Annotated in this window: 22 protein-coding genes and 1 tRNA gene; 6 read left to right on the top strand and 17 right to left on the bottom strand. The window is 49.5% G+C overall.

Annotation, left to right across the window (positions count from 1 at the left end; genetic code table 11):
• Positions 1-117: 117 nt before the first annotated feature.
• Entirely contained in the window at positions 118-1,596 is a 1,479-nt protein-coding gene (locus EDD53_RS12320) for an AMP nucleosidase (RefSeq protein ID WP_123793691.1), read from the bottom strand.
• A gap of 331 nt (positions 1,597-1,927) precedes the next feature.
• Here EDD53_RS12320 and EDD53_RS12315 point away from each other — a divergent pair, with 331 nt between their 5' ends.
• A complete protein-coding gene (locus EDD53_RS12315; RefSeq protein ID WP_342772328.1) occupies positions 1,928-2,614 on the top strand; it encodes an SDR family oxidoreductase in 687 nt (228 codons plus the stop codon).
• Position 2,615: 1 nt separating this feature from the next.
• Here EDD53_RS12315 and dxs read toward each other — a convergent pair whose 3' ends face one another.
• The 5 genes from dxs to EDD53_RS12290 form a co-directional block, all read right to left on the bottom strand.
• Positions 2,616-4,544, bottom strand: a complete 1,929-nt coding sequence (dxs, locus tag EDD53_RS12310; RefSeq protein ID WP_123793687.1) for a 1-deoxy-D-xylulose-5-phosphate synthase — start codon at positions 4,542-4,544, stop codon at positions 2,616-2,618.
• Between the two features lie 14 nt (positions 4,545-4,558).
• Positions 4,559-5,425 carry a polyprenyl synthetase family protein gene (locus tag EDD53_RS12305; RefSeq protein WP_123793685.1) on the bottom strand — a complete coding sequence of 289 codons (867 nt, stop codon included), beginning with the start codon at positions 5,423-5,425 and terminating at the stop codon, positions 4,559-4,561.
• Positions 5,426-5,668: an exodeoxyribonuclease VII small subunit gene (locus EDD53_RS12300; RefSeq protein ID WP_123793683.1), complete on the bottom strand. Its 243-nt coding sequence runs from the start codon at positions 5,666-5,668 to the stop codon at positions 5,426-5,428. It abuts the gene before it with no gap.
• 102 nt (positions 5,669-5,770) lie between these two features.
• A complete protein-coding gene (locus EDD53_RS12295) occupies positions 5,771-6,466 on the bottom strand; it encodes a response regulator (RefSeq protein ID WP_123793681.1) in 696 nt (231 codons plus the stop codon).
• Complete coding sequence (locus EDD53_RS12290; protein WP_123793679.1) at positions 6,463-6,969, bottom strand: MarR family winged helix-turn-helix transcriptional regulator; 507 nt, start codon at positions 6,967-6,969, stop codon at positions 6,463-6,465. Before EDD53_RS12290 ends, EDD53_RS12295 begins: the two co-directional genes overlap by 4 nt.
• 164 nt (positions 6,970-7,133) lie before the next feature.
• Here EDD53_RS12290 and EDD53_RS12285 point away from each other — a divergent pair, with 164 nt between their 5' ends.
• Both EDD53_RS12285 and EDD53_RS12280 read left to right on the top strand, forming a co-directional pair.
• Positions 7,134-8,003: a branched-chain amino acid aminotransferase gene (locus EDD53_RS12285; RefSeq protein ID WP_123793677.1), complete on the top strand. Its 870-nt coding sequence runs from the start codon at positions 7,134-7,136 to the stop codon at positions 8,001-8,003.
• Between the two features lie 102 nt (positions 8,004-8,105).
• Positions 8,106-8,567 (top strand): hypothetical protein, encoded by a 462-nt coding sequence (locus EDD53_RS12280; protein ID WP_123793675.1) that lies wholly within the window; start codon positions 8,106-8,108, stop codon positions 8,565-8,567.
• A gap of 13 nt (positions 8,568-8,580) precedes the next feature.
• Here EDD53_RS12280 and queG read toward each other — a convergent pair whose 3' ends face one another.
• From queG to mtgA, 3 genes are read right to left on the bottom strand one after another with little or no spacing between them, the layout of a single operon-like run.
• Positions 8,581-9,618: a tRNA epoxyqueuosine(34) reductase QueG gene (gene queG, locus EDD53_RS12275; RefSeq protein ID WP_123793673.1), complete on the bottom strand. Its 1,038-nt coding sequence runs from the start codon at positions 9,616-9,618 to the stop codon at positions 8,581-8,583.
• A gap of 26 nt (positions 9,619-9,644) precedes the next feature.
• Positions 9,645-10,310: an FtsZ-binding protein FzlA gene (gene fzlA / locus EDD53_RS12270; protein ID WP_123793671.1), complete on the bottom strand. Its 666-nt coding sequence runs from the start codon at positions 10,308-10,310 to the stop codon at positions 9,645-9,647.
• Between the two features lie 48 nt (positions 10,311-10,358).
• Positions 10,359-10,994, bottom strand: coding sequence for a monofunctional biosynthetic peptidoglycan transglycosylase (gene mtgA, locus EDD53_RS12265; RefSeq protein WP_425464067.1), 636 nt, complete (start codon positions 10,992-10,994; stop codon positions 10,359-10,361).
• On the opposite strand from mtgA, the gene EDD53_RS15010 reads away from it, so the two are divergent.
• Positions 10,993-11,139 (top strand): hypothetical protein, encoded by a 147-nt coding sequence (locus EDD53_RS15010; protein WP_246002399.1) that lies wholly within the window; start codon positions 10,993-10,995, stop codon positions 11,137-11,139. The genes mtgA and EDD53_RS15010 overlap by 2 nt on opposite strands.
• Positions 11,140-11,251: 112 nt before the next feature.
• Here the strand turns inward: EDD53_RS15010 and gltB are convergent, their stop codons facing one another.
• Positions 11,252-15,787, bottom strand: a complete 4,536-nt coding sequence (gene gltB, locus EDD53_RS12260) for a glutamate synthase large subunit (RefSeq protein WP_123793667.1) — start codon at positions 15,785-15,787, stop codon at positions 11,252-11,254.
• A 157-nt stretch (positions 15,788-15,944) separates the two neighbouring features.
• Entirely contained in the window at positions 15,945-17,378 is a 1,434-nt protein-coding gene (locus EDD53_RS12255; RefSeq protein WP_123793665.1) for an NAD(P)-dependent oxidoreductase, read from the bottom strand.
• A 226-nt stretch (positions 17,379-17,604) separates the two neighbouring features.
• Between EDD53_RS12255 and EDD53_RS12250 the strand changes: the two genes are divergently transcribed.
• Positions 17,605-18,411, top strand: a complete 807-nt coding sequence (locus EDD53_RS12250; RefSeq protein WP_123793663.1) for an undecaprenyl-diphosphate phosphatase — start codon at positions 17,605-17,607, stop codon at positions 18,409-18,411.
• Positions 18,412-18,464: 53 nt separating this feature from the next.
• Here the strand turns inward: EDD53_RS12250 and EDD53_RS12245 are convergent, their stop codons facing one another.
• Entirely contained in the window at positions 18,465-19,451 is a 987-nt protein-coding gene (locus EDD53_RS12245; RefSeq protein WP_123793661.1) for a complex I NDUFA9 subunit family protein, read from the bottom strand.
• 141 nt (positions 19,452-19,592) lie between these two features.
• Here EDD53_RS12245 and EDD53_RS12240 point away from each other — a divergent pair.
• A tRNA-Leu gene (locus EDD53_RS12240) sits at positions 19,593-19,679 on the top strand.
• Positions 19,680-19,762: 83 nt separating this feature from the next.
• On the opposite strand, the gene EDD53_RS12235 is transcribed toward EDD53_RS12240, so the two are convergent.
• The 5 genes from EDD53_RS12235 to EDD53_RS12215 all read right to left on the bottom strand — a co-directional run bounded on the left by EDD53_RS12235 (position 19,763) and on the right by EDD53_RS12215 (position 25,611).
• A complete protein-coding gene (locus EDD53_RS12235; protein WP_123793659.1) occupies positions 19,763-20,866 on the bottom strand; it encodes a flagellar basal body P-ring protein FlgI in 1,104 nt (367 codons plus the stop codon).
• Positions 20,866-21,828 (bottom strand): flagellin, encoded by a 963-nt coding sequence (locus EDD53_RS12230; RefSeq protein ID WP_170162754.1) that lies wholly within the window; start codon positions 21,826-21,828, stop codon positions 20,866-20,868. The genes EDD53_RS12235 and EDD53_RS12230 overlap by 1 nt, the downstream gene beginning before the upstream one ends.
• Positions 21,829-21,872: 44 nt before the next feature.
• Entirely contained in the window at positions 21,873-23,333 is a 1,461-nt protein-coding gene (flgK, locus tag EDD53_RS12225; RefSeq protein ID WP_123793655.1) for a flagellar hook-associated protein FlgK, read from the bottom strand.
• Between the two features lie 34 nt (positions 23,334-23,367).
• On the bottom strand, positions 23,368-24,672 hold the full coding sequence (locus tag EDD53_RS12220; RefSeq protein ID WP_123793653.1) for a flagellar hook protein FlgE: 1,305 nt from the start codon (positions 24,670-24,672) through the stop codon (positions 23,368-23,370).
• 90 nt (positions 24,673-24,762) lie between these two features.
• The gene (locus tag EDD53_RS12215; RefSeq protein WP_123793933.1) at positions 24,763-25,611 is read right to left on the bottom strand and encodes an OmpA/MotB family protein; all 849 of its coding nucleotides are present in this window, start codon (positions 25,609-25,611) and stop codon (positions 24,763-24,765) included.
• Positions 25,612-25,636: the final 25 nt, after the last annotated feature.

Genomic DNA, 25,636 nt, shown 5'->3' with positions numbered 1-25,636 from the left:
CGTATCCCCCATGGATTAGGGGGTTATGGCGTATTTCTAAGCGAATATAGTGGGGCCACACAACGCCTAGTGTCATAAATAATAGAATTTCGAACGATTTAGTGGCGATTTTCCGCTTTAAAGAAAGGCAGTTTCCTCAAATGACCGCAATTTCCGACTGTGAATGCGTTCAATCGGCATATCGCGCAAAATTTCCATCGCACGAATTCCGATCAGCAGGTGGCGCGAAACTTGGTTTTTGTAAAAGTCGGACGCCATGCCTGGTAACTTTAATTCCCCATGAAGAGGCTTATCGGACACACACAGCAGTGTTCCGTAGGGAACACGAAATCTAAAACCATTTGCAGCTATAGTGGCACTTTCCATATCCAAACCAATAGCACGTGACTGCGATAGCCGCTGAATTGGCCCCGATGGATCACGCAATTCCCAATTTCTATTGTCGATTGTCGCAACTGTGCCTGTCCGCATAATGCGTTTTAGATCGTACCCATCTAACTGAGTGATGTCCTCAACTGCCGTCTCAAGCGATGTTTGGATTTCAGCCAAAGCGGGGATTGGCACCCAGACAGGAAGATCATCATCCAATACATGATCTTCGCGCAGGTATGCATGCGCCAACACAAAATCACCAAGTCGCTGCGAATTGCGCAGCCCAGCGCAATGACCCACCATGATCCAAGCATGGGGCCGCAGCACTGCGATATGATCGGTAGCCGTTTTTGCATTTGATGGCCCCACTCCGATATTGACCAAAGTGACGCCAGAGCCGTCGGGACGCTTTAGGTGATAGGTCGGCATTTGAGGCATTTTTAGCACTGGATCGATAGGTGTATCAGCTTCGGTGATCTCTACATTTCCCGTGCTGACAAAGCTGGAATACCCGCTGTCTGGATTGGCAAGTTGTTCGCGGGCAAAGGCTTCAAATTCAGAAACATAAAATTGGTAGTTCGTGAACAAAATGTGGTTCTGAAAATGGTCTGCATCGGTCGCCGTATAGTGTGCCAATCGAGCCAAGGAGTAATCTATACGCTGCGCCGTAAATGGTGCGAGCGGTTCCGATCCATCTTCAAAGCGAAATCCAGATCCATTTACAATATCATCGTTGGTCGAGTGCAGGTCAGGAACGTCGAAAACATCCCGCAGAGGGTATTCCATGACGCCTTCTTGTGGGACAGTAATATTATCGTCATGCGCCACGGCAAAATGCACAGGCAGCGGCGTTTTAGACTGACCTATCTCAACTTCTATTCCATGATTGCGCATCACTAACTCGAACTGCATTTCAAGGTAATTTGCGAACAAATCGGGGCGCGTTACAGTTGTCGAATAAACTCCAGGCTTTGAGACATGGCCAAAGGACAGACGGCTGTCTGTCAACGCATGAGATCGCACGGTAACGCGGACTTCGGGGTAAAACGCACGATAGCGCGCAGTGGGCATTTTGCTGGTTACTGCCACTGAAAAACGGTCAATCAAAAAAGTTGTCGCTTCGGTGTACAGTTCTTGCAATCGAACGACCGCAGCCTTTGCATCTGAAAACTTTTCTGACGCTCTCACTGGGGCTGTTTCGATTTCTAATCCTTGATCGGCCATCGCGTCATTGTCTCCATAAGATTGAAACAGGTTTTCCTGCCATGTTGTTTTTCTAAATAGCCTTGAACTTCGACCTATGGTCGGCAATTGTCATCAACTCAATGAACAACGCAAGCCCAGTCGCATCAATTTCTATAAATCGGAGAATACACTGATGTCACGTCACCTTTTTTCATTCGGTCACGGGTACTCTGCGCAGGCATTGACCGACATAATTCAGCCCCTAGGGTGGCGGATCACAGGCACGACGCGCAGTTCAGATAAGGCTCTAAAGTTGCGAAATTCGGGAATTGACTGCCTTGTTGTTCCTAATCAAGACATCACAGGATCGTTGGAAACGGCGACCCATTTTTTAACTTCAGCGGGCCCAGCCGAAAACGGCGACCCATTTTTGAATACCTACAAAGATCAGCTAAAAGCAGTTGCCGGAAATTTGGAGTGGGTCGGGTATCTTTCAACAACTGGTGTGTACGGTGATCACGCAGGGGGATGGGTTGATGAAACAACCTCACTAGCGCCATCAACCAAGCGAGGCCAAGCACGTGTCGAAGCTGAAGCCCAGTGGCGCGATTTTGCACAAGACTGCGGATTAAATCTTAAAATATTTCGTCTTGCAGGTATTTATGGGCCTGGTCGAGGCCCGTTTGTTAAAGTGCGTGCAGGCACCGCAAAGCGCATTATCAAAGACAATCAGGTCTTTTCTCGTATTCACGTCGAAGACATCGCTCAAGTATTACTTGCATCCATAAATAGACCCCAATCCAGCCAAATATTTAATGTTTGTGATGATTTCGCAGCACCGCCTGAGGATGTGATAGGCTATGCAGCCGAGTTGCTAAACGCCCCCATTCCGCCTGCCGTTCCTTTTGAAACAGCAGAGATGACACCCATGGCACGCAGTTTTTATGCCGAGAGTAAAAAGGTCAAAAATGACCGCATCAAAAGCGAACTCGACGTAGCCCTTCGTTATCCCGACTATAAAGTCGGCCTCAAAGCGATGCTTGCGTTAGAAGATTGAGTCAAGCGCGCTTGGACTGGAGATCCGCGAGGCCAAGAACAGACAGAACCTTGGCTTCAATATCGGAAGCATTGAGACCTGCCATTGCATACATATCTTCGGGGCTGGACTGATCGATGAAGGTGTCAGGCAGAACCATCGAACGATATTTTAACCCTCGATCGAACACACCATCATTTGCTAAAAAATCAGCAACATGTGAGCCAAACCCCCCGATTGCTCCCTCCTCAATTGTGATGAGCGCATCGTGATTTTCAGCAAGGTCACGAATAAGCGTGTGATCTAAAGGCTTTGCAAAGCGCGCATCTGCAATCGTCGGCGTGATGCCTTTCGCGGCCAAACTTTCGCAAGCGCGTCGCACTTCATCTAGGCGCGTGCCAAAGGACAAAATCGCGACGCGTGCGCCTTTTTGAATGATACGCCCTTTTCCAATTTCCAAAGGCGTGCCGCGTTCTGGCAATTCAACGCCCACCCCTTCCCCACGAGGATAGCGAAATGCGATAGGTCCATCATCATGCGCTGCAGCGGTGGCGACCATATGTACGAGCTCAGCTTCATCGGCGGCAGCCATAACCACGAATCCAGGAAGGTTGGCCAAAAATGCCACATCGAACGACCCTGCATGAGTTGCCCCATCAGCGCCTACTAATCCCGCGCGATCAATTGCAAAACGGACTGGCAAACGTTGAATAGCAACATCGTGCACAACTTGATCGTACCCGCGTTGCAAAAACGTAGAATACATTGCGCAAAACGGCTTCATTCCCCCAGCAGCAAGCCCCGCGGCAAAGGTCACCCCATGTTGTTCAGCGATACCAACGTCAAAGCAGCGTGATCCATAACGTTCAGCAAATAAATTCAAGCCTGTTCCATCGGGCATCGCGGCAGTCACGGCACAAATTTTGTCATCATGCTCCGCTTCAGTCACAAGAGATTTGGCAAAAACGGATGTATAGCTGGGCGCATTTGGCGTCGCTTTTTGCTGCTTTCCAGTCAAAACATCAAATTTTCCGGTCGCATGCCCTTTGTCTTGTGCGCTCTCGGCAGGCGCATAACCTTTGCCCTTTTTGGTAATCGCATGGATCAATACTGGGCCTGTCGCACGGGTTTTCACAGTGCGCAGTACAGACAATAGCTGGTCCATATCATGGCCATCGATCGGACCAACATATGAGAACCCCAGTTCTTCAAACATTGTTCCACCGACAGTCATGCCTTTTAGCATCTCTTTTGCGCGGCGCGCCCCTTCTTGGAACGGTGGCGGTAAAAGGGATACTGCACCTTTGGCAGCTGCTTTTAGTTCTTGAAAGGGCTCCCCCGCATAAAGGCGTGAAAGGTAGCTTGAGAGTGCGCCAACCGGTTCGGCAATCGACATTTCATTGTCGTTGAGAATAACAAACAAACGTTTACCCAGATGGCCCGCATTGTTCATTGCTTCAAACGCCATACCTGCGGACATAGACCCATCACCGATCACAGCGATTGCGTCTCCCAAGGCTGGGTCGGGTGCGCCACCCAAATCACGCGCAACGGAAAACCCCAAAGCCGCGGAAATCGAGGTTGAACTGTGCGCCGCTCCAAAGGGGTCATAGGGGCTCTCAGATCGCTTAGTGAACCCTGAGAGGCCGTTTTTAGTGCGCAAGGTACGAATTCGATCCCTGCGACCAGTTAGGATTTTGTGAGGGTAGCATTGGTGAGACACATCCCAAATCAAACGATCCTTCGGTGTATCAAAGACAGAATGCAATGCCACCGTCAATTCGACAACACCAAGCCCAGCACCAAGGTGTCCGCCTGTTTCGGATACTGCTGCAATTGTTTCTGCGCGCAGTTCGGATGCCACGTTTTTAAGATCAGCATCACTGAGAGATCTCAAGTCAGATGGCGTATGAACCCGATCTAGGGTGGGGGTATTGTGGTGGTCAGGCATTCAGGTCGCCTTTCTTAGGTTTCGCGCGAGATAACGAAGCGCGCGATGTCACGCAAGGGCTCAGCGCGGTTTCCATAGGGATCAAGTGCAGCACAAGCTTCATCAACAAGTTTGGCAGCGCGGCCTTGAGCACCGGAAAGGCCCAAAAGCGAGACAAAAGTTGCTTTACCAGCATCTTGATCTTTTCCGACGGCTTTACCTGTTTTATCAGTATCACCAATCACATCCAAAACATCGTCTTGAATTTGGAACGCGAGTCCAATGGCCTTCGCATATGCACGCAACGGCGCAGGGCTTGCTTGACCTAAGATTGCACCAGCACAGGCAGACCATTCGATTAAAGCGCCTGTTTTATTCGCCTGCAATTCTGTAATCGCCATGAGATCAAGTGGCGCTTCAGATGTTTCAGCTGCAATATCTTGAGCTTGACCAAGTACCATGCCCTGCGCCCCAGAAGCGCGCGCGAGTGAAGCCAGCAAATCGACCCTAATCTGGCTGGATTCGGCGACCTCCGGACGCGACAAAAGCTCAAATGACAGCGATTGGAGAGCATCCCCAACCAAGACAGCAGTGGCTTCATCCCAACGTTTATGCACCGTAGGCTGACCACGACGCAAATCATCGTCGTCCATGCAGGGTAAATCATCGTGGACAAGGCTATAGGCATGCATCGCCTCAATTGCTGCGGCAGACCACACTGATTGTATTGAAGGGATCTCGTGCAAGGCTGCGCTTTCGACCACCAACAAAGCACGCAATCTCTTGCCACCTTGAAGGGCGTAACGCATGCCAGCTTCAACGTTGGTGTCACCTAACGGGGACAGCACAGCGTCAAAACAGGTTTGCACCAAAGCTTGGCATTGGTCGAGACGCGCCTGCATTTAGAGACCTTCAACAGCTTGAGCGGTAACGGGTTTGCCGTCAGCGCCAACTGAAATTTTTTCAACTTTTTCTTCGGCGTCTTTTAGCTTGGCTTCGCAATGCGCTTTCAGCTCAGCACCACGTTTATACAGATTAATACTGTCCTCAAGCGCGACTTCACCGCGTTCAAGCTTAGCAACAACCTGATCCAATTCATTCATCGCAACTTCAAAGCTCATTTCAGACACGCTTGTTTCGGTCATAATTCAATCTCCAGACAGGTCCACCCACGAGTATATAGGCCTGCATACAGGGAATTGCACCTGTTTGACCAGTTGCAGTTTTCGCATTTTTGATTGGGCATCTTATTCTGGGCTTAGCATATAACCTGTGCCGCGAACGGTTTGCAAAAACCTAGGTTGACGCGGGTCTTTTTCGAACTTGCGCCGAAGTCGCGTAATTTGAACATCTACAGCCCGCTCTTGGGCTTGGCCGCCATCACGCCCCAGCTTTTCTACCAGCTCGGCCCTTGTCACAGAAACACTGGGGGTTGCTGAAAATATGCGCATTAGTTGGGCTTCAGTTTGGGTGAGCCGAACAATGTGATCCCCCTCCCAAAGCTCTCCGCGCTCAACATCATAACGAAAGCTGCCCAAATGCAGATATTTAGGTAGCACTGCCACTTCTTCCACTTGTGGCACACGGCGCAAAACCGCATTGATACGCAAAAGCAGTTCTCGTGGCTCGAAGGGTTTGGCCAGATAATCGTCAGCCCCCGCTTCAAGCCCTGCAATACGGTGTTCGGTTTCCCCATTGGCTGTCAGCAATAGGATTGGGGTGGTCATTATTTGACGCAAACTGCGCGTCAAAGCGACCCCATCTTCTCCAGGCATCATCACATCCATGACGATCATATCGAATTCAAGGCCGGCTAAAAGTCTGCGCGCATGGGCGGCATCTCTTGCTGATGTCACACAAAACCCATGGCGGATTAAAAACTTTTGCAAAAGCTGGCGGATCCGCTCATCGTCGTCAACAATTAACAGATGCACATCGCTCACTGATCAGATTCCTTTAAGGCATTAAAATAGGCTTTTTGATCTTCGTCCATCATTGCCTCTAGAACTTGCTTAAAGCCAACAACAGCATCTGGCCCTGCCTGACTAAAGGCTCTGCGCATTCTGGTGCGTTGAGCTTGTGATAGCTCAGCCTCAAGCGCCAACCCCTTTTGGGTCAAATGCAGGTGGCGCTCACGCTTGTCTTGCTTTCCAACCCGACTTTCGACCAATTCATGTGCAATCAACGCGCGCAGAACGCGGTTTAGAGACTGTTTGGTGACGCCGAGAACCTCAAGCAAAGCATTAACAGTGGTTCCAGGAGCACGGGCAATAAAGTGGACAGCGCGATGGTGAGCTCTGCCATATCCATGTGCTTCCAAAATCTTATCAGGATCCGAGGTAAATCCGCGATAGGCAAAAAACATGGCCTCAATGCCTTTGCGCAACTGTTCATCAGTCAAGAACAACAGGCTTTCGCCGCTTTGCGTACCTTTGCTTTCCGCCATATTGTACTTGTCCCCTCACTTGCCATTCAAGAGCGTCATATGTCAGCCACATTGACATTCCCAACCGCAATTGATACCGAAATTCAAACTTTGCGCAAGATAATGTCGGATATTTCACAGCAAAGCGCAACTTATGCAAATACACGAACATGAGGGATTAATTTATGGCGGGTTCATACGAAGATCGTGATGGCAAAATTTGGATGGACGGCAACCTTGTTGACTGGCGCGACGCGCAGGTCCACATTTTAACTCATGCCATGCATTACGCTTCCTCCGTATTTGAAGGCGAACGTTGCTACAACGGTAAAATTTTCAAATCCCGCGAACATTCTGAACGCTTGCTGAAATCAGGCGAGTTGCTGGATATGCCAATCCCCTATTCTGTCGACGAAATCGAGGCTGCTAAATATGCCGTTCTCGAAGCAAACGGCTGGACCGATGCCTATGTGCGCGTAATAGCTTGGCGCGGCGCTGGTGAAGATATGGGCGTGGCTTCGAACAAAAATCCTGTGCGCATGGCGGTGGCTGCGTGGGAATGGGGCGCCTATTATGGAGATGCCAAAAACGTAGGGGCCAAACTTGATATTGCCAAGTGGAAACGCCCATCGCCAGAGACCATTCCTACAGCCGCAAAAGCCGCTGGCCTGTATATGATCTGCACAATGTCCAAACATGCCGCCGAAGCAAAAGGTTGCTCAGATGCGCTGTTCATGGATTATCGCGGCTATGTCGCTGAGGCGACAGGAGCAAACATCTTTTTCGTAAAAAATGGCGAAGTTCACACCCCCATTCCTGATGCAATTCTAAATGGCATTACGCGCCAGACAATTATCGAAATGCTGAAAGAAAAAGGCATTCCGGTGCATGAGCGCGTTATAATGCCCGAAGAGCTTGAAGGCTTCGAACAATGCTGGCTCACTGGCACAGCTGCCGAAGTAACGCCAGTTGGTCAAATCGGCGACTACACATTCGAAGTCGGCGCTCTTACGCGTGACATCGCAGACTCATACGAAAAGCTGGTTCGCGCCTAGCTTAAGAAAAACGAAAGCTTGCACTGCTAAAGATGTCAAAGTGACATGTTGCGGAGCAGGCTTTTGATCAGAAGAGATACACTCATCATTGGAACGGTTAGTATGTTGATCATACTTCCAGCCGTGATTGCCCTATCTGCATATTTCATAACTAAGAACCCACATTTTCGGCCCTTGGGAATTACCTATGAAAAGCTGGCTGAAGCAGGTTTGATTGCCACATCAGGCGAAATAGTGGCACTGATCTCAATCGGCTCGCAAGTAAAATCAAACACGCAAAAGAATGATATAAGAAATGCCCTGAACGTGGCTTTTGACCGCTATAACGCAAAGGTTCGAGTCAAATTTCGCGATACCCCATCAGATAATACTGTGAGTGTCACTTATATCGTTGGCCGTAGCCAGATTGGGCCCTATCCCTTCAGTCAAGCTGCTAAAGGTATTAAGGCATCTGTTCGTGCTGAACGCATGGTTAAAGCGCATGCTGAAGCACTTGAAAAAGAGTTGGCGCGTAAACAAACCCAAAGTAATTCGGGTTCATGGTTTCGTGTTTTTGACAACTAAGCCAAAGTTTTGGTTATTTCGAAAGCTGTGTCATCGCCCAGTTGGCAGCATCTCGCACGGTCTCATCTACGTCTGATAGCAGTGGTCGGATGACATCAATAAAGTGCGGTGCATTCGAATTACCAATGGCATATAGAACATTGCGCACAAACCTATCGCGACCAATACGCTTGATGGGTGAGCCTGAAAATTTTTCACGAAACCCCCTATCATCTAACACAACAAGGTCAGCTAGTGGCGGTGCGACTAAATCGGCCCGTGCGCGATAACGAATATCGGCAGCCTCAACTGCAAACTTGTTCCACGGACAAACAGCCAAACAGTCATCGCAGCCATAAATTCGATTGCCAAGCTTTGGGCGCATGACTGGATCCACGGGCCCGTGATGTTCAATTGTGAGATATGAAATACACTTACGCGCATCGATTTGATAAGGCGCAGGAAATGCATCCGTAGGGCAAGCTGTCAGACAGGCAGTGCACGACCCACAATGATCCGTTTCCTCTTGATCAGGCTCAAAAGTATGCGTGGTAAATATAGCCCCTAGAAAGAACCAACTGCCCAATTCCCGCCCAACAAGATTTGTGTGCTTGCCTTGCCAGCCAAGCCCTGCTTTCGCCCCGAGTGGCTTTTCCATAACAGGCGCCGTATCCACAAAGACCTTAATCTGAGTGTCTGGGCCAGCTACATCAATCAACCAACGCCCAACACGTTTTAGACGTTTTTTTACAATGTCATGATAGTCGCGATTGCGCGCATAGACAGAAATTGCCCCTGCCTCAGTGCGCTCAATTGCCGCCATAGGATCATCATCAGGCGTATAGCTTTCAGCGAGCATAATCACTGAATTCGCCTCAGACCAGAGCGCTGACGGATCGCCACGCCACGCCATACGGTCCTGCATCCAAGCCATTTGGCCATGACGCTCAAGATCAACAAATTTTTGCAAGCGTTCCATCGCTTCTGGAATGTCAGGCCGCGTAAAGCCCACCATCGTAAACCCTTCGGCGATAGCTTGGGCGCGCACAGCTTCTTTCGTCAATCCATCCACGGTTAGGCCCCTTGCGCATAGTGATCTTAAAAATCTAAATCGGCGTAATGTGCGGGTGGCGGAAATCCTGATACCTGATCAACCAACAAAGACCGAAATGCCGGGCGCGACTTAATTTTTGCATACCAATCTTTGACCACTGCAGACCGATTCCAATCGACATCTGAAATGTAATCCAGCGACGATAGATGCGCTGCCGCAGCAAAATCTGCCAAGGTCATACTGTCCCCTGCCAACCAGCGCCGTCGATCCAGCAACCATGCCATATAATCTAAGTGATATTTAATCGCCCTAGCGCCCGCTTTTACATTCTTAGAATCTGGATAGCCTGACTTTGTAAGCTTGCGGTTCACCCGCTCATACAGCAGGTTAGATGTCACTTCGTGATGAAACTTATCATCGAACCAAGATACCAACCGCCGCACTTCAAATCGCCCTTCAGGGTCCTTTGGCATCAACGACGGCGTTGGGTGTTTTTCCTCAATGTATTCGCAAATCGCAGAGCTTTCCGAAAGCGTCATATCATCGATGCGCAATATCGGTATTTTACCCGCTGGATTGCGACGTAAAAAATCAGGGTCGCGTTCCCAATAGCGCTCTTCGACGAGTTCAACTTCTAGTTTTTTCTCAGCGAGGCTTAGGCGCACTTTGCGACAAAACGGCGATAGGGGAACATGGAAAAGTCGGATCATTGGTACCACTCATTTTTTCTTCTTAATTGCCGTGAAAACGCGCTTAGATCAATCCTCGAAACAACTTGAGCGCCCATCCGCTTTAATCGTGGCAGCACCATCCAAAACCTGTGCTGCACGCCTGCGAACAAATGGGCCTGGTCGACCAGCACTGCGCAACTTTGGTGAGGGCAGGACTGCCGCCAATTGCGCCGCTTGCTGAGCTGTGAGCGCTTCAGGCCCAACCCCGAAATACGACCGCGCCGCCGCTTCTGCCCCGAACACGCCTTCATCGAATTCAGCAATATTGAGATAGACCTCAAGAATTCTGCGTTTGCTCCATGTAAGTTCAACGATCGGCGTTATCAAAGCCTCAAGGGCTTTGCGCGGCCAAGATCGTGCGTGCCACAAAAAGGCGTTCTTCACAACTTGCTGCGAAATGGTCGAAGCACCACGTCCCGCCCCCTCGTCTATCGCGGCGCGAATAGCACCAAGATCAAAGCCCCAATGCTCACAGAAATTCGCGTCTTCGGATGCAACGACGGAACGCGCTAAAACGGGCGCTATATTTTCAATTGGCACCCATTGATAGTCAACATCGCCAAGCACGCGTGCCTCGCTTCTCATATAGGGTGTCGTGGGGACGGGGATAATTTTATAGGATAAAATCCACAACAGCGCGAGCACTAAAACCCCGCCTATCATGAGAGCGAAGCGCCGTCGCATGCGCGCAACAAGCCCGCGCCCTGCTGCCGACACTTTCGCAACGGGACGTTTGGATTTGGTGTTCTTGCGCGTTGGTCGCCTATGCGATTTAGAGGTCGTTGCTTTCTTGGCCATGGCGCAGTGAGTCATGTTCACAAGCAAAAGGTCAAGATCCCGAAGTGAAAAGCTGTGAATTATACACAGAAAAAAAGCCCCCAATCACTTGGGGACTTTAAATCACTATTCTAGTGCAGCGCTTATTCCGCTGGAATTGCACCTTTTTCCAAAGTTAGGGGCGCCTTTAGGTGCACCAACATTTCTTTCGGGCAAACTTGCAAGAAGTTGTCTTTTTCAACTGACCAGTTGGCCAAAATCTCACGCGCCTTCATTGAGCCTGTTTCATTTGCATGACGCTCAACGTGGGACCTTAGTTCATTTTCCCAATGGTCGACAGTGACAGGGCATGTGACCAGAGTTTCGAGGTTCATTAACTGCAGAGCCGTGCCCTCTGGGTCGTAGAGATAAGCCATACCACCTGTCATGCCTGCACCGAAGTTCGCGCCAATGGAGCCAAGGATGACAGCAACGCCGCCCGTCATATATTCGCAACCGCTTGATCCACATCCCTCAACAACAACTGTCGCTCCTGAATTGCGCACAGCAAAACGTTCGCCTGCACGACCAGCAGCGAAAAGTTTACCATCGGTTGCACCGTACAACACGGTGTTGCCGATAATCGTGTTTTCAGAGGCTACAAGTGGCGAGTTCATGGGCGGTCGAACCACAATGATACCGCCAGACAAACCTTTGCCCACATAGTCGTTTGCATCACCAGACACTTCGATCTTAAGACCAGGAGCTGCAAAGGCACCCAATGACTGCCCCGCAGATCCCGTGAGTTTCACTGTCAGGTGATCTTCTTGTAGGTCGTTTCTCATGCCAAAGTTCTGAACGATGTGACTGGAGGTGCGCGTACCAATTGTGCGGTGCGTATTTTGCACAGCATAGGACAATTGCATCTTTTCACCTTCATTCAAGAAGCGCGCAGCATCGGAAACGATCTGTGCATCAAGAGTATCAGGCACAGCGTTGCGCGGCTTGGAGCGATCGTAAACGATTTTATCAGCACCATCGACGGTGATCAAAAGCGGGTTAAGATCAAGATCGTCCAAATGCGCAGAACCGCGTGAAACTTGCGTCAACAGGTCTGCACGACCGATAACTTCATCCAAAGACCGCGCACCGATAGAGGCCAAGATTTCACGGACTTCTTGTGCATAGAAGGTGATCAAGTTGACCACTTTATCGGCATTTCCGGTGAACTTTGCGCGCAAATCATCGTCTTGAGTACAAACACCTACTGGACATGTATTCGACTGACATTGGCGTACCATGATGCAACCCATAGCAATCAATGCAGCCGTGCCAATACCGTATTCTTCGGCGCCAAGCATCGCAGCCATAACGATATCGCGACCAGTGCGCAGACCACCATCGGTGCGCAGAGTCACACGTTCACGCAGGTTATTCATAGACAGAACTTGGTGCGCTTCGGTCAAACCCATTTCCCACGGAAGCCCTGCAAACTTGATCGAAGTCGCAGGCGAAGCGCCAGTGCCACCATTGTGACCAGAGATCAAAATGATGTCAGCCTTAGCTTTAGCTACGCCCGCAGCGATTGTACCTACGCCAGATGAAGCGACGAGTTTGACTGTAACTTTACAGTTCGGGTTGATCTGCTTGAGGTCATAAATCAGCTGAGCCAAGTCTTCGATAGAATAGATATCGTGGTGCGGTGGCGGCGAGATCAAAGTCACACCCTTAGTCGAGTGACGAAGTTTGGCAATTAGGTCTGTCACCTTCATGCCGGGCAGCTGACCGCCCTCACCTGGCTTCGCGCCTTGGGCTACTTTGATTTCCAATTCTTCACAGGCAAGCAGATATTCGGCAGTTACACCAAAACGCCCCGATGCGACCTGCTTGATTTTTGCAGATGCATTATCGCCATTTGGTTCTGGTGTGAAATCTTCTGGGCTTTCCCCACCTTCACCAGAATCGGATTTTGCACCGATGCGGTTCATCGCGATGGACAAGGTACGGTGCGATTCTGGAGACAGTGCCCCTAGTGACATACCTGGTGTGACAAAACGTTTGCGGATCGCTGTGATAGATTCAACTTCTTCGATCGGCACTGGTTTATTCAGCGCTTTAATATCCAATAAATCGCGCAAATGAATTGGCGGGTTGGATTTCATTTTGGCGGAATACTGTTTCCACATCTCATATGAGGCACGATCACAAGCTGATTGCAGCATGTGCATTGACTGCGCTTCCCATGCATGGGTTTCGCCAGATTTGCGTGACTTGTAAAAACCGCCAATTGGCATAGCGCCTGTTCCCAAGAAGCCTCGCGCATGTACTTCGAGGAGTTTCTTTTGAATGCCGCCTGTACCGATTCCAGAGATGCGTGACTGCATTCCAGGGAAGAATTCGGCACACATGGCGCGTGAAAGCCCAACAGCTTCAAAGTTCAAACCGCCGCGGTAAGATGAAATCACAGAGATCCCCATCTTTGCCATGATTTTCAAAAGACCTGCATCAATCGCCGCACGGTAGCGCGCGACTGCTTCGGTCAATGTGCAATCCAAAAGGCCGCGCTCGATACGATCCGCCAAAGAATCTTCGGCCAAGTAAGCGTTCACGATGGTCGCGCCACAGCCAATCAAAACCGCGAAGTAATGCGGATCAATACATTCAGCGGAACGTACACCCAAAGAACAGAATGTGCGCAGACCTTTTTGGGTCAACCAGCTGTGAACGCCAGATGTCGCCAAAATCATTGGCATCGCAACGCGTTCAGAATTTTGACCTTGGTCGCTCAATACGATATGGCCACCGCCCGAGCGCACGGCCTCTTCTGCTTCCGCACGAATGCGATCCAGACCTTCGCGCAGGGCGTTCGGTCCACCGTCCACAGGGAAAGTACAGTCGATTTCAGTCATGCCTGCATTGAAGCTTGCTTTGAGCGCCTCAAACTGGGTGTTGCCAACGAAAGGACTGTCGAGAACCAAAATTTCAGTCTGCGCAGAACTTTCGTCCAGCACGTTTTTCAAGTTCCCGAAACGCGTTTTCAAAGACATCACGCGGTATTCGCGCAAGGAATCGATCGGAGGGTTGGTTACCTGAGAAAAGTTTTGGCGGAAGAAATGGCTGAGCGGGCGATATTTTTCGGACAGAACGGCAGAAGGTGTATCATCCCCCATAGAGGCCAATGTTTCTTTGCCATCTTCAGCCATAGGGGCCAAGATTTGTTCTAGCTCTTCAATAGAGTATCCAGCAGCAACTTGGCGCTGCTTCAACTCAGCACCACTAAAGATTGCTTTTTCTTCAAGACCTGAAAGATCCTTTTCCAGATCCTTTATCTTGCCTGCCCATTCCCCAAAGGGTTGTGAGGCCGCAAGCTTATCTTTCATTTCTTGGTCAGAGTATAATTTGCCGTCAGCCATATCGACCGCCAACATTTGTCCAGGCCCAAGCGCACCTTTTTCGACTACATTTGCTTCATCAGTCGGCACCATGCCAACTTCTGAACCCGCGATTACAAGACCGTCGCCAGTCACAACATACCGCATTGGGCGCAAACCGTTGCGATCAAGGCCAGCACAGACCCAGCGACCATCTGTCATCGCCAAGGCCGCAGGGCCATCCCAAGGCTCCATTACGGAATTCACATAAGAATACATGTCACGCCATGCTTGGGGCAGCTCAACGGCCTGCTGTGACCATGCTTCGGGCACCAACATCGTTTTCGCCATTGGCGCAGAGCGACCTGCGCGCACTAAGACTTCAAACACCGCATCAAGCGCAGCAGAGTCTGATGCACCCTGTGGAATGATCGGCTTGATATCCTCTGCTGTGTCCCCAAAGGTGCTGGACGCCATGCGGATTTCATGCGAGCGCATCCAGTTTCTATTGCCTTTGAAGGTGTTGATCTCACCATTATGCGCCAACATGCGGAACGGCTGCGCCAACCACCATTGCGGGAATGTGTTGGTTGAATAGCGTTGGTGGTAAATCGCGAAAGCAGATTCAAAACGCTCGTCCATCAAGTCTGGGTAGAATTCCGCGACCTGTTCTGCCAGCATCATGCCTTTGTATATGATCGAACGGCACGACAAGGAACAGACATACAAAGATTGAACACCCGAGCCTTGCGCCGCTTTTTCAATTCGGCGACGAATCACATAGAGTTCGCGTTCGAATGTTTCTTCGTCCACGCCTTTAGAGTTTGAAATCAAAATTTGTTCAATCTCAGGTCGGGTGGCGTTGGCTTTTTCGCCTAAGCAGTCAACGCTGACAGGAACATGGCGCCAGCCGTAAATATAGTAGCCCATGCGCAGCACTTCAGATTCGACAATTGTGCGGCATGTTTCTTGAGCGCCAAAATCTGTGCGCGGCAAAAAGACTTGGCCAACTGCAATCAATTCATCAGCGCGCGGCTTGTGCCCTGTACGCTTTACTTGATCGTGGAAAAACGGCACAGGAATTTGAACGTGGATACCAGCACCGTCACCAGTTTTACCGTCAGCGTCTACAGCGCCGCGGTGCCAAATAGCCTTAAGGGCAGCGATACCGTTTTCGACAACTTTACGTGACTTTGATCCATCTACAGAAACGACAAGACCAACCCCACAAGAGGAATGCTCGTCTTCTTCACGGAACAAAGAATTCTGTGCCATCCACTCGCGTTTTGCTTCTTCGCGTGCGGCCCAGCTTTGATCAAATTTTTTCATGTCGGAACCCTTTCTAATGCATGGCCATTGGGCCGTTGGGTCAGAGCGAATGCTCTTTAAGACTTCAGGAGAGTCGAGGAACTATGGCGTGGCACCACGTTCATGTCTCAAACGCATACGCGCAAGATTGGACACCACGCCCTCGACCCGTTTAGATTTATTCAGCGGCGACGCTGGCGGCAGCGTTGACTTGTTCAACGATCGCGTCAGCCGCTTCACGACCGTCGCGAATTGCCCAAACAACCAAAGACGCGCCACGCTGGATATCACCGCAAGCGTAAACACCAGGGAGTTTGGTTTCATGCGTTTTGAAGTCTGCCAAAACAGTCCCCCAACGCGTGACCTCCAAGCCTTCTGCGTTCCATAGTTTTGGGAGCTCTTCAGGTTCGAAACCTAGAGCTTTGATGACTAAGTCCGCGTCTTCAACATAATCAGCGCCCTCGATAACTTCGGGGGATTGACGACCTGATGCATCAGGCACACCAAGACGCATTTTTTGCACCATCACGCCAGAAACTGGGTTACCAGCAAAGCCTTTAGGGGCAGAAAGCCATACGAATTCCACGCCTTCTTCTTCAGCGTTTTGTGTTTCGCGTTGAGAGCCTGGCATATTCGCCCGATCGCGGCGGTACAGACATTTGACGGATGTTGCGCCCTGACGAATAGCTGTGCGCACACAATCCATCGCAGTATCACCACCACCGATCACAACGACCTTTTTGCCCGCAGCGTTCAATTCACCATTTTCGAATTCGGTAACTTTATCGCCAAATGAGACTTTGTTACTGGCAGTCAAGTAATCCAAAGCGCGGACGATTCCCTCAGAACCTGCACCAGGGCCTTGCAGATCACGTGATTTATATACGCCAGTCGCGATCAATACCGCATCGTGCTTTTCACGCAATGCGTCAAAAGTGATGTCCTCACCAATATTGCAGTTCAAAACAAATTCGACGCCAGATTTTTCCAATTGCTCAATGCGGCGCATAACCACATCTTTTTCCAGCTTAAACCCAGGAATACCATAAGTCAGCAAGCCACCTGCACGGTCAGAGCGCTCATATACAGTGACCTGCAGACCTGCGCGACGCAGACGATCAGCCGCTGCAATACCACCTGGGCCAGAACCAATGATACCCACGGTTTCGGTACGCTCAGTAGACGGCTTGATCAGCTCAACCCAGCCATTTTCCCACGCCGTATCAGTAATATATTTTTCAACAGTGCCGATTGTAACCGTGCCATGGCCAGATTGCTCGATGACGCAATTGCCTTCACACAAACGGTCTTGCGGACAAATACGGCCACAAATTTCAGGAAAGGCATTGGTTTCTTGCGACACCTCATATGCCTCTTTCAGGCGACCGCTGGCAGTCAAGCGTAGCCAATCTGGAATATTGTTGTGCAGGGGACAATGAGACTGACAATATGGCACGCCACATTGCGAACAGCGAGACGCTTGCTCTTCAGCTTTATCAGAGATGAAATCTCCGTAGATTTCCAAGAAGTCGCCCTTACGGTTTTCTGCGTCACGCTTTTCAGGCATCGCCCGACTTACGTTCACAAACTTGAGCATCGGCTCTTTCGCCATGACACAATATCTCCGTGAGTTGAATTTGAGTTTTGACGTTGTTTACAGAGAACCCAGTAAAAAGAAAAGTCATTAGTGCTGCCCTAAATAGATTTTTTTAGCAGAACCCAGCCTCGCAACTCAGGTGAAACTAGTTTTTTATATCATAATAGCTGACCTAAAATCATTCTTCTTATTGAGATTAAATGGGTTTATTAGTTAGGTCGAAGCTAGGGAAAGATTTCGAATGAGCCTGTTTTACTTACTCCTCGTTGCGTTAATTCAAGGTGTTACAGAATTTTTGCCCGTATCTTCGTCTGGCCACCTGATTCTTTTGCCCTACTTTACCGGCGCCACCGATCAAGGTCAGGCAATAGATGTTGCTGTTCACGTCGGCACGCTCGGCGCTGTGATACTTTATTTTTGGCGCGACGTCCGCGTAGCTTTGATAGGCACACCCCGTATGGCGATGGGCAAAATCGACACGGAGGGCTCAAAACTAGCTCTCCTACTGCTGATCTCCACTATACCCGTCATCATTTTTGGATTGATCGTGAAAACAACTGGGCTGTCTGACAGCCTGAGATCCATCCGCGTGATTGGCTGGACCATGTTGATATTTGGCTTAGTCCTTTATTGGTTTGATCGACGAAGCCCTGTAGAGAAAAATCAAAATAACTGGTCCCTCAAAGACGCAATGATTTTGGGGATATGGCAAACGATAGCACTGATTCCAGGAACCTCACGTTCAGGCATAACAATTACTGGCGCACGCGCCCTTGGTTATGCGCGTGAAGACGGTGCAAAAATCGCGATGCTAATGTCAATTCCGACCATAATGGCATCAGGTATTTTGCTTGGTTTAGAAGTTGCAGGCGACGCGAATTGGGAATTACTTAAACACGCAAGCATCGGCGCTGTCTTTGCATTTGCATCCGCACTAGGCGCCCTCACATTGATGATGCGCCTCCTACGTTCGGTCAGCTTTACACCTTATGTCATTTATCGCGTCATTTTGGGTATAACCTTGCTAGTTATATCCTACAGCACATAAAAAGGCGCGCCTCAATGCAAAGCGCGCCTTTTGAAAAAACAAGATATCGAGCCTCAGTTATTACGCAAATTCGCCGCACTGTCTCGAATAGCCGCGTACTGACCTGAATCACGGTAGACCCAAAGATACTCGGGCAATATTACATCCATAGCAGTTGGCGAAATACCCAAGTCTGAGAAACCCTCAGCATCGGCATCAACAATACAATCACAGGCTAGGTTTTTCACCTGATCACGAGTCAAAACGTGATTGTGGAACAAGCCAAACGTAAGCGATTGCAGCAAACCAAAGCCCATTGCCATGAAGTCACCAGCAAAAAAGGGAAGATTCACGATAAAGCGACGACGCTGAATTGTTTCCAACATCGTTTGCATCAAGCCTTTCAGGCTATCCACTTCAGGTCCACCCAGCTCATAAACACCAGCCTCGGCTTTTCCCAATACACCCATGACGGCAGCCTGAGCTACATCATCAACATAAACAGGTTGGAACTTAGTCTCACCGCCCACCAATGGCAGGACTGGTCCAAAGTTTGTCATTTTCGCAAAACGATTGAAAAACTCATCTTCTGTTCCAAAGATCACTGACGGGCGTAAAATCACTGCATCAGGAAACGCATCTAGAACAGCCGCCTCGCCGTGAGCTTTCGTTTTCGCGTAGTCGCTTTCAGAATCCTCGTCTGCACCAATCGCAGACAAATGGACTAGCGTACCGACTGATTGCTCGGCAGCGATACGCGCAATACGTCCAGCGCCCTCGGCTTGCACGGCTTCAAATGAATTTTTGCCTAATTCAGTTAGAACCCCAACACAGTTCACAACAGCATCAGCCCCTTGCATGGCTGCGCGCACAGAATCGTCATCGCGTACATTACACATTACGGGTTCGACCTGCCCCACCACTCCAAACGGTTTAACGTAAAGAGACTCGTTTGGACGGCGCACCGCAACGCGCACCCGCCAACCTTCTTTCGCCATACGACGTGCGATGTAACGCCCAACAAAGCCAGCGCCGCCATAGATGGTGACCAATTTCGTCATCTGCATCTCCAATGCCATTTTCCATGTTTTTATTAGCTTTTCAGAACCAAATGAACAAGACGCTATAAACGCTATCGAAAACAATCTATTTTTCGTTGACAGGCCACAATCTGCACTTTAAACGCCGACCTCTCGACACCTGCCCAGGTGGCGGAATTGGTAGACGCGCTAGCTTCAGGTGCTAGTATTGGCAACGATGTGGAGGTTCGAGTCCTCTCCTGGGCACCAGATCGATGTTCTTTTCAGTCTTGGATCAAGTTTTACCTTACTGGCAGCCATGAACATCGATACCGCCAACACATTCAAAACACCTAGCGAACCACGAATTCCGCATGCAAAGCACCTGCTGCCTTTATACTTTTCAAAATATCAATCATATCCCGTGGGGAAACGCCCAAGGCATTCAAACCTGAAATAACCTCTGAAAGTGATGTACCATCGCGAATTTCAGCCAAACCAATTCCAGGCTCTTCCTCAATTGCGGCACGCGTTCGCGGCACCACTACAGTGCCCCCTTCAGAAAACGGGTTGGGCTGAACCACGAGCGGTTCTTCCTCAATTCGTAGTGTTAAATTCCCCTGACTGACGGCAACTCGAGATATTCTGACATCTTCTCCCATTACGATGGTACCCGAACGCTGATCGACAATCACACGAGCCTTTATTTCAGGCTCAACCGAAATATTTTCAACTCTCCCGAGCGCATGGGCCGGAGAAAGTGATTTTGTAGCCGATATGTCCAAAATTACGGTTCCAGAGTCGAGCATTCGAGAAACGACCCGTCCAAAGTTCTTGTTGATAGCAACCTCTATACGCTCTGCTGTCGTGAAATCAGGATTTCGAAGCGCTAAGCGGATTGACTTTAGTTTGGTGAAATCGAATTCGATTTCGCGCTCAATCCGAGCTCCCGATGGTATGACGCCGGCGGTGGGGACACCTTGAACAACAGCAGCTCCGTCGCCTTTGGCTGCAGCGCCGCCAGCAATGACCGTGCCTTGGGCAACAGCATATATTTGACCGTCAGGCGCGTTCATTGGCGTCATGATTAATGTTCCACCCAATAAACTATTTGCATCGCCAATCGCCGATATGGTGACATCGATCTGAGAACCTGTCCGTGCAAATGGAGGGAGTGTTGCAGTTACGAAGACGGCTGCAACATTCTTTGGCCGAAACTGTTCACCCGACACATTGACGCCGAGGCGCTCCAAAACATTTGACATGATTTCTTCGGTGAAAGGCGCATTCCGAAGCCCATCGCCTGTTCCATTTAGGCCAACCACCAAGCCATATCCCACAAGGTCGTTTCCACGCACACCATCGAATTCAACAAGGTCTTTTATTCTTATGGGCGATGCATGAGCCGACAAAACAACAAGAAGCGATAACACACCTGAGAGTAAAATTCTGAGCATTAGATATAATCCGACAATTTCATATTCGAGAGACGTGCTGTGATCGTGTAAATCATTTCAAGCTGTGCTTGTGCCTGAGTTAATTTGGCAGCTGAATCGTAGATGTCGACAGACACAATTTTTGATTTCGCCATTTCCAAACCGTAGCTTTCTGCAGAATTGGATAGTTTGGCCTGAGAAATTTGCTGCTCAACAGTACCGACCTCTGCGCGTGCGTTCGTCAACTTGGCATCAGCGGCAAGCAGAGTCTCCCCTGACTTTTGTAGGATAGTGTTTTGCTGGTCTATATCACCACCCATGATTCCTTGATCGATCAAGGCAGCAAGCACCAAACCCTTTAGTGTGTCGCGGATAGATTCATCATCAGCCTTGATCGATAGATCCGCTTTTTGATGTTCGTTTAGTGCGAAGGGTGACAGGTTGGTGTCAGACCCCAAGTACCCACTGGTTTCAAAACCGCCACCAGGCGCATCGAACCAATCATCCACTACCGATAAAACACCTGCGGCATCTAATTCTGCAGAGGCCAATGTGGTAACCTCGTCTAGCATAGTTTGGGCATCCACGAGCGCAGCACCACCCGTTGCTGTACCTGCTAGCAAAGAGCGACCACCAACACGTGTATTCAAAGTTGCTACAACCGTATCGAGTTTACTGCGCGCATCCTTAGCAACAACGATATTTGAATGGTCGGGGCTTGTACTTGAGGCTGTGAGAATATCGGTCGAAATACTAGATACCTGATCGGAAACCGTTCCCAAAACCGTTTGCAGAGACGATGTAAACAGCTCAGCTTCCGTCAACGCGTTTTCGTAGGCCGACAAAGAGCGCAAGGAGCGTTCGATTGATGCCAAGGGGGCAAAATCCGCAGAAGTCGCCTGACGTAGATCACTTTTTTTACCACTCGCAACTTCGTAGTTATACCGTTCAAGATCTTGCTTGGTCTGGCTGACTAGCCGCATATTTTTGAGCGAAGAGGCAAGATCCCCGTGAGAAACACTATTCATCATACCATTCCAATCAATTGGTTGAGTAAGGTATCAACAGTTTGAATTACCTTCGCGTTCGCCGCGTAGTTACGTTCAATGATAAGGAGCTGTTGCATTTCAAAATCGGTATCCACACCAGCCTCAAGTTCAATCGATTTCAAGTTTTCTTGGCGCGCTGCCGAAAAACTCATTCCCGTTTCGAAATTCAACGCGTCCGATTCAATGATTGAGTAGAAGTCGGCAGATAGACCAGATGCGGTGCGCTCTGCGGAGGAAAATCCCCCAGATGAAACAACACGAGACGATTGCAGTGCATCCGTCATAGCCAAAAGTAGGGAGGCATTTCCCTGTTCGCCCTCAGCACTTGCGCCCAAACCATCACGGATTTTCCAAAGATCACCCGATTGGACCGGATCAACGCCACTGTTCACTGAGAGGCGGCCTGAAAGTGCCACTTCGTTCAGCGGGTCGAAAGCTTCTCCTCCATCCGTGAAAAAACCCGCGTCGCCTATCGCGAGCGTGGGATCTACATCCGAAGTTTGAAATCGTTCAATCAAGTCCCTCGCGACAGCATCCAATTTAATCTGGGCATCGGGAATAAGTTCATCGCGCACCTCAAATAGTCCAGCAAGCCTACCGCCCGCGATTGGCCCCTTGTTGGCATCCGTGGAAACCGGTTGCCCATTGATTGTAAGGCCCGACAAAGCACCCGATGCTACGCTCATTTCTGGCGCAATCGTCGCGACGGTTGAGAAGCCCAATTCAGCCGCTTTTGAATCTACAAGTATGGATCCACCAGGCGTGTATAACGCTACCATATTGTTTTCGCGCAATACCTCTTTCACTGGAACTATTTGCGAAATTTGATCTACAACACTTTGCCTTTTATCGAGCAAACTATTGATATCATAGCCAGAAGATTGGCCTTGTTGGATCGCCACATTAAGATCCGCCACTTGCTGTAATGAAGACTGCAAGACGTCAACCGCTTTACCGATATCTTGATCTGCTGCGATTCTACTTTCGACCAGAGAGTCGGCTGTGGAATTTATTTTTTCGGTCAAGCTTTGAGCTGCATACAAAACATTTTGCAAACGCGCCTCAGATTCTGGGCGACTGGATGCCTCAATCAGACTCGCTTCCAACGAAACAATTTGCCCCGAGATTGAACCAGCCTCATCAGGTTGACCCATAGCGCGGGTAAAATCATTTAGAAAGTCAGTGCGCGTTTCAGCCAAAGCGACTTCGCCATCAGCAATACGACGTTCACCTGTTATGACGGGATCACTTTGACGCGTAATGCTTGTCACTTCCACGCCGGCACCAAAGCGGCCTAATGTTTGAGACGTCAGTTCGATTTCTCGCCGACCATACCCTTCGGTCATCGCATTTGACACGTTTGACGACACGACATCCGCTGCGCGGGAGACCGCGTTGAGGCCCGAGAGAGCATTTGAAAGTGCGTTTCCGATACTCATGTTTCAATCTCCTTATTCACGGGCCTCGATCAGTTTAGCGTTTAATGTTCGTTGTCTCTTGCAGCATTTCATCAACCGTTTGGATGACTTTGGCGTTCGACGAATATGCACGCTGTGTTTGGATAAGGTCTGTCAACTCTCCCGCCACATCTGTCGTTGAACCTTCGCGCGCATACCCAACGACTGAACCTGTTGGTCCATCGCCTGCGTCCCACAGAAAGAACGAACCTGAGTCTGGTGAAACCTGATAGGTTTGATTGTTTAGCGAAATCAGCCCGTTCGGATTAGGGACATCCACCAAAGGAATTTGGTAAAGTTTTCTTGTAAAACCAGTGTCATAGGTCGCTGTAATGTAACCGTTATCATCAACTTCGACTGACGTAAGGTTACCTACAGGAGATCCATCTTTCGTAATTTGGGTGGGTGCAAAACTATCCGAGAGCTGCGTTAAGCCATTTGTGTCACCTATTTTACCAATCGTCATCTCAATCGGCCCACCAGAAACAGCTGCTCCACCACCAACTTCAAGAGCTAGAACACCATCAGTATAGGTTGCGCCTGCGGGATTATTAGCGGTTGGATTTACCGAAACAAGCGTACCACCATTTGCACGCGAAGCGTCAAATTCAAGCGTATATTCGCCAATGATAGTGCCTGATTGCGCTGAATCCCGAATTGTAAAAGTCCAAGTATTGTCAGCAGCTTCAGGCGTAAATGTCATATCCAGCGTTTCAGATGTTCCCAAGTTTCCAAAGTATTCAACTGAAAGTGGCAAAGGATCAGTCGCGTCTTCTGCGGGTAAGTTAACCCCCAAGTTCATCACTGTTGTTGGATCACCTGCTGTTTGATTTGCATTGATCACTACAGGTTCTAATCCCGCCATTGTATCACGTGGGAATGTGGGGATCGATCCATCGGCATCTGCGGGCCAAGCCAATAGCACGAGCCCAGAATCCGTTTTAAGGACCCCGTCAGAATCTGTGTGAAAAGACCCTGTTGTAGACATCATCATTGGCTGGTCGCCGGTGGCCGCATCCAACGAAACAGCGGTCGTAACCGGTAACATACCGCGCCCAGCAACTGCGATATCGGTCGCATTTGACGTGGATATCAATGCGCCGCGCTCTTCGATCAAGCGCGTGGTCGACGCTCGAACGCCACCCGCAGAATAAACACCTGCACCTGCATTGTTGGCGATTACAAAAGATTCAAAATCAGTCGATGCGCGCTTATACCCGTATGTATTTGAGTTCGCGATATTGTCTGAAATTGTTGCAAGTCGTGTGGCATTGGCGTTTAGGCCGGCCACACCCGCATTTAGAGAGGATGAAATTGTCATAGGGTAGCGCCTTTCTGCTGCTGGGACCCGAAATATAAGTCCCAACATGCACGGCACCCCTTAACAGGCGACTAACATCTCAAATCTGATCTAATTCTTACGAAAATTATTTCTAAGTAGAATAATTTCAACACGGTTATTTCTAACTGCCATTGGGTTCCTCACCGCAGCCTTGCGATCAGCATAGCCCGTGACGCGCTGAATGCGTTTGGGCGTAATTCCTGATTCTTCCAACAGTATTCGAATTTTATCAGCCCGCTGGGTAGAAAGATCCCAAACAGGATTATCAACAACAACAAGGGGTTCTGAGCGTACAAAGCCTGTAATAGCAATGTCATTTTTAACAACTGAAAAAACCCTTGCCATCATGGAAACAAGCAGTTCAGTGATGGGTTCAGGGGTGATTTCTCCGCGGGAAAATAGGGGTTCATCGGGTAGATCAAACAATTCGATGATAAGGCCCTCATCCGTGACGCGCGTAACGATATGCCTGAGCGCGTCATCTGCGGCCATGCTTTCACCGCTATATGCTGACAATAGCTCTTCTATCTTTGCGAATCCCTGACTTTCAAGCGCAGATTTCGCATCTGATTCTGACGAAATATCACTGGGAGAACTATCTGTGATCGTGGAAGTCGAAGTAGAGGCGCCAGTACCATTTTGTGCAAGCGTTTCCTCTGTAAATACAGAGTCGCCGCCAAATGTCCCATCACCGCCCCCTGAGACTCGATTGATCGGAATTGTGGGATTGAAATAATCGGCAATCCCTTTGCGCTGCTTTTCCGTTGTCGCATTCAAAAGCCACATCAATAAAAAGAAAGCCATCATCGCAGTCACAAAGTCGGCATATGCCACCTTCCATGCACCACCGTGGTGACCATCACCACCGACGACTTTCTTTTTCTTTATGATAATTGGCGCGTTACCTTTAGCGCTCATGCCACCACCTCGTTCATTCACCCAA

Source organism: Pacificibacter maritimus, assembly GCF_003814915.1.
Taxonomy (GTDB): domain Bacteria; phylum Pseudomonadota; class Alphaproteobacteria; order Rhodobacterales; family Rhodobacteraceae; genus Celeribacter; species Celeribacter maritimus.
The sequence above is the reverse complement of the archived record's forward strand: the minus strand, read 5'-3'. Positions and strand labels throughout refer to the sequence as shown.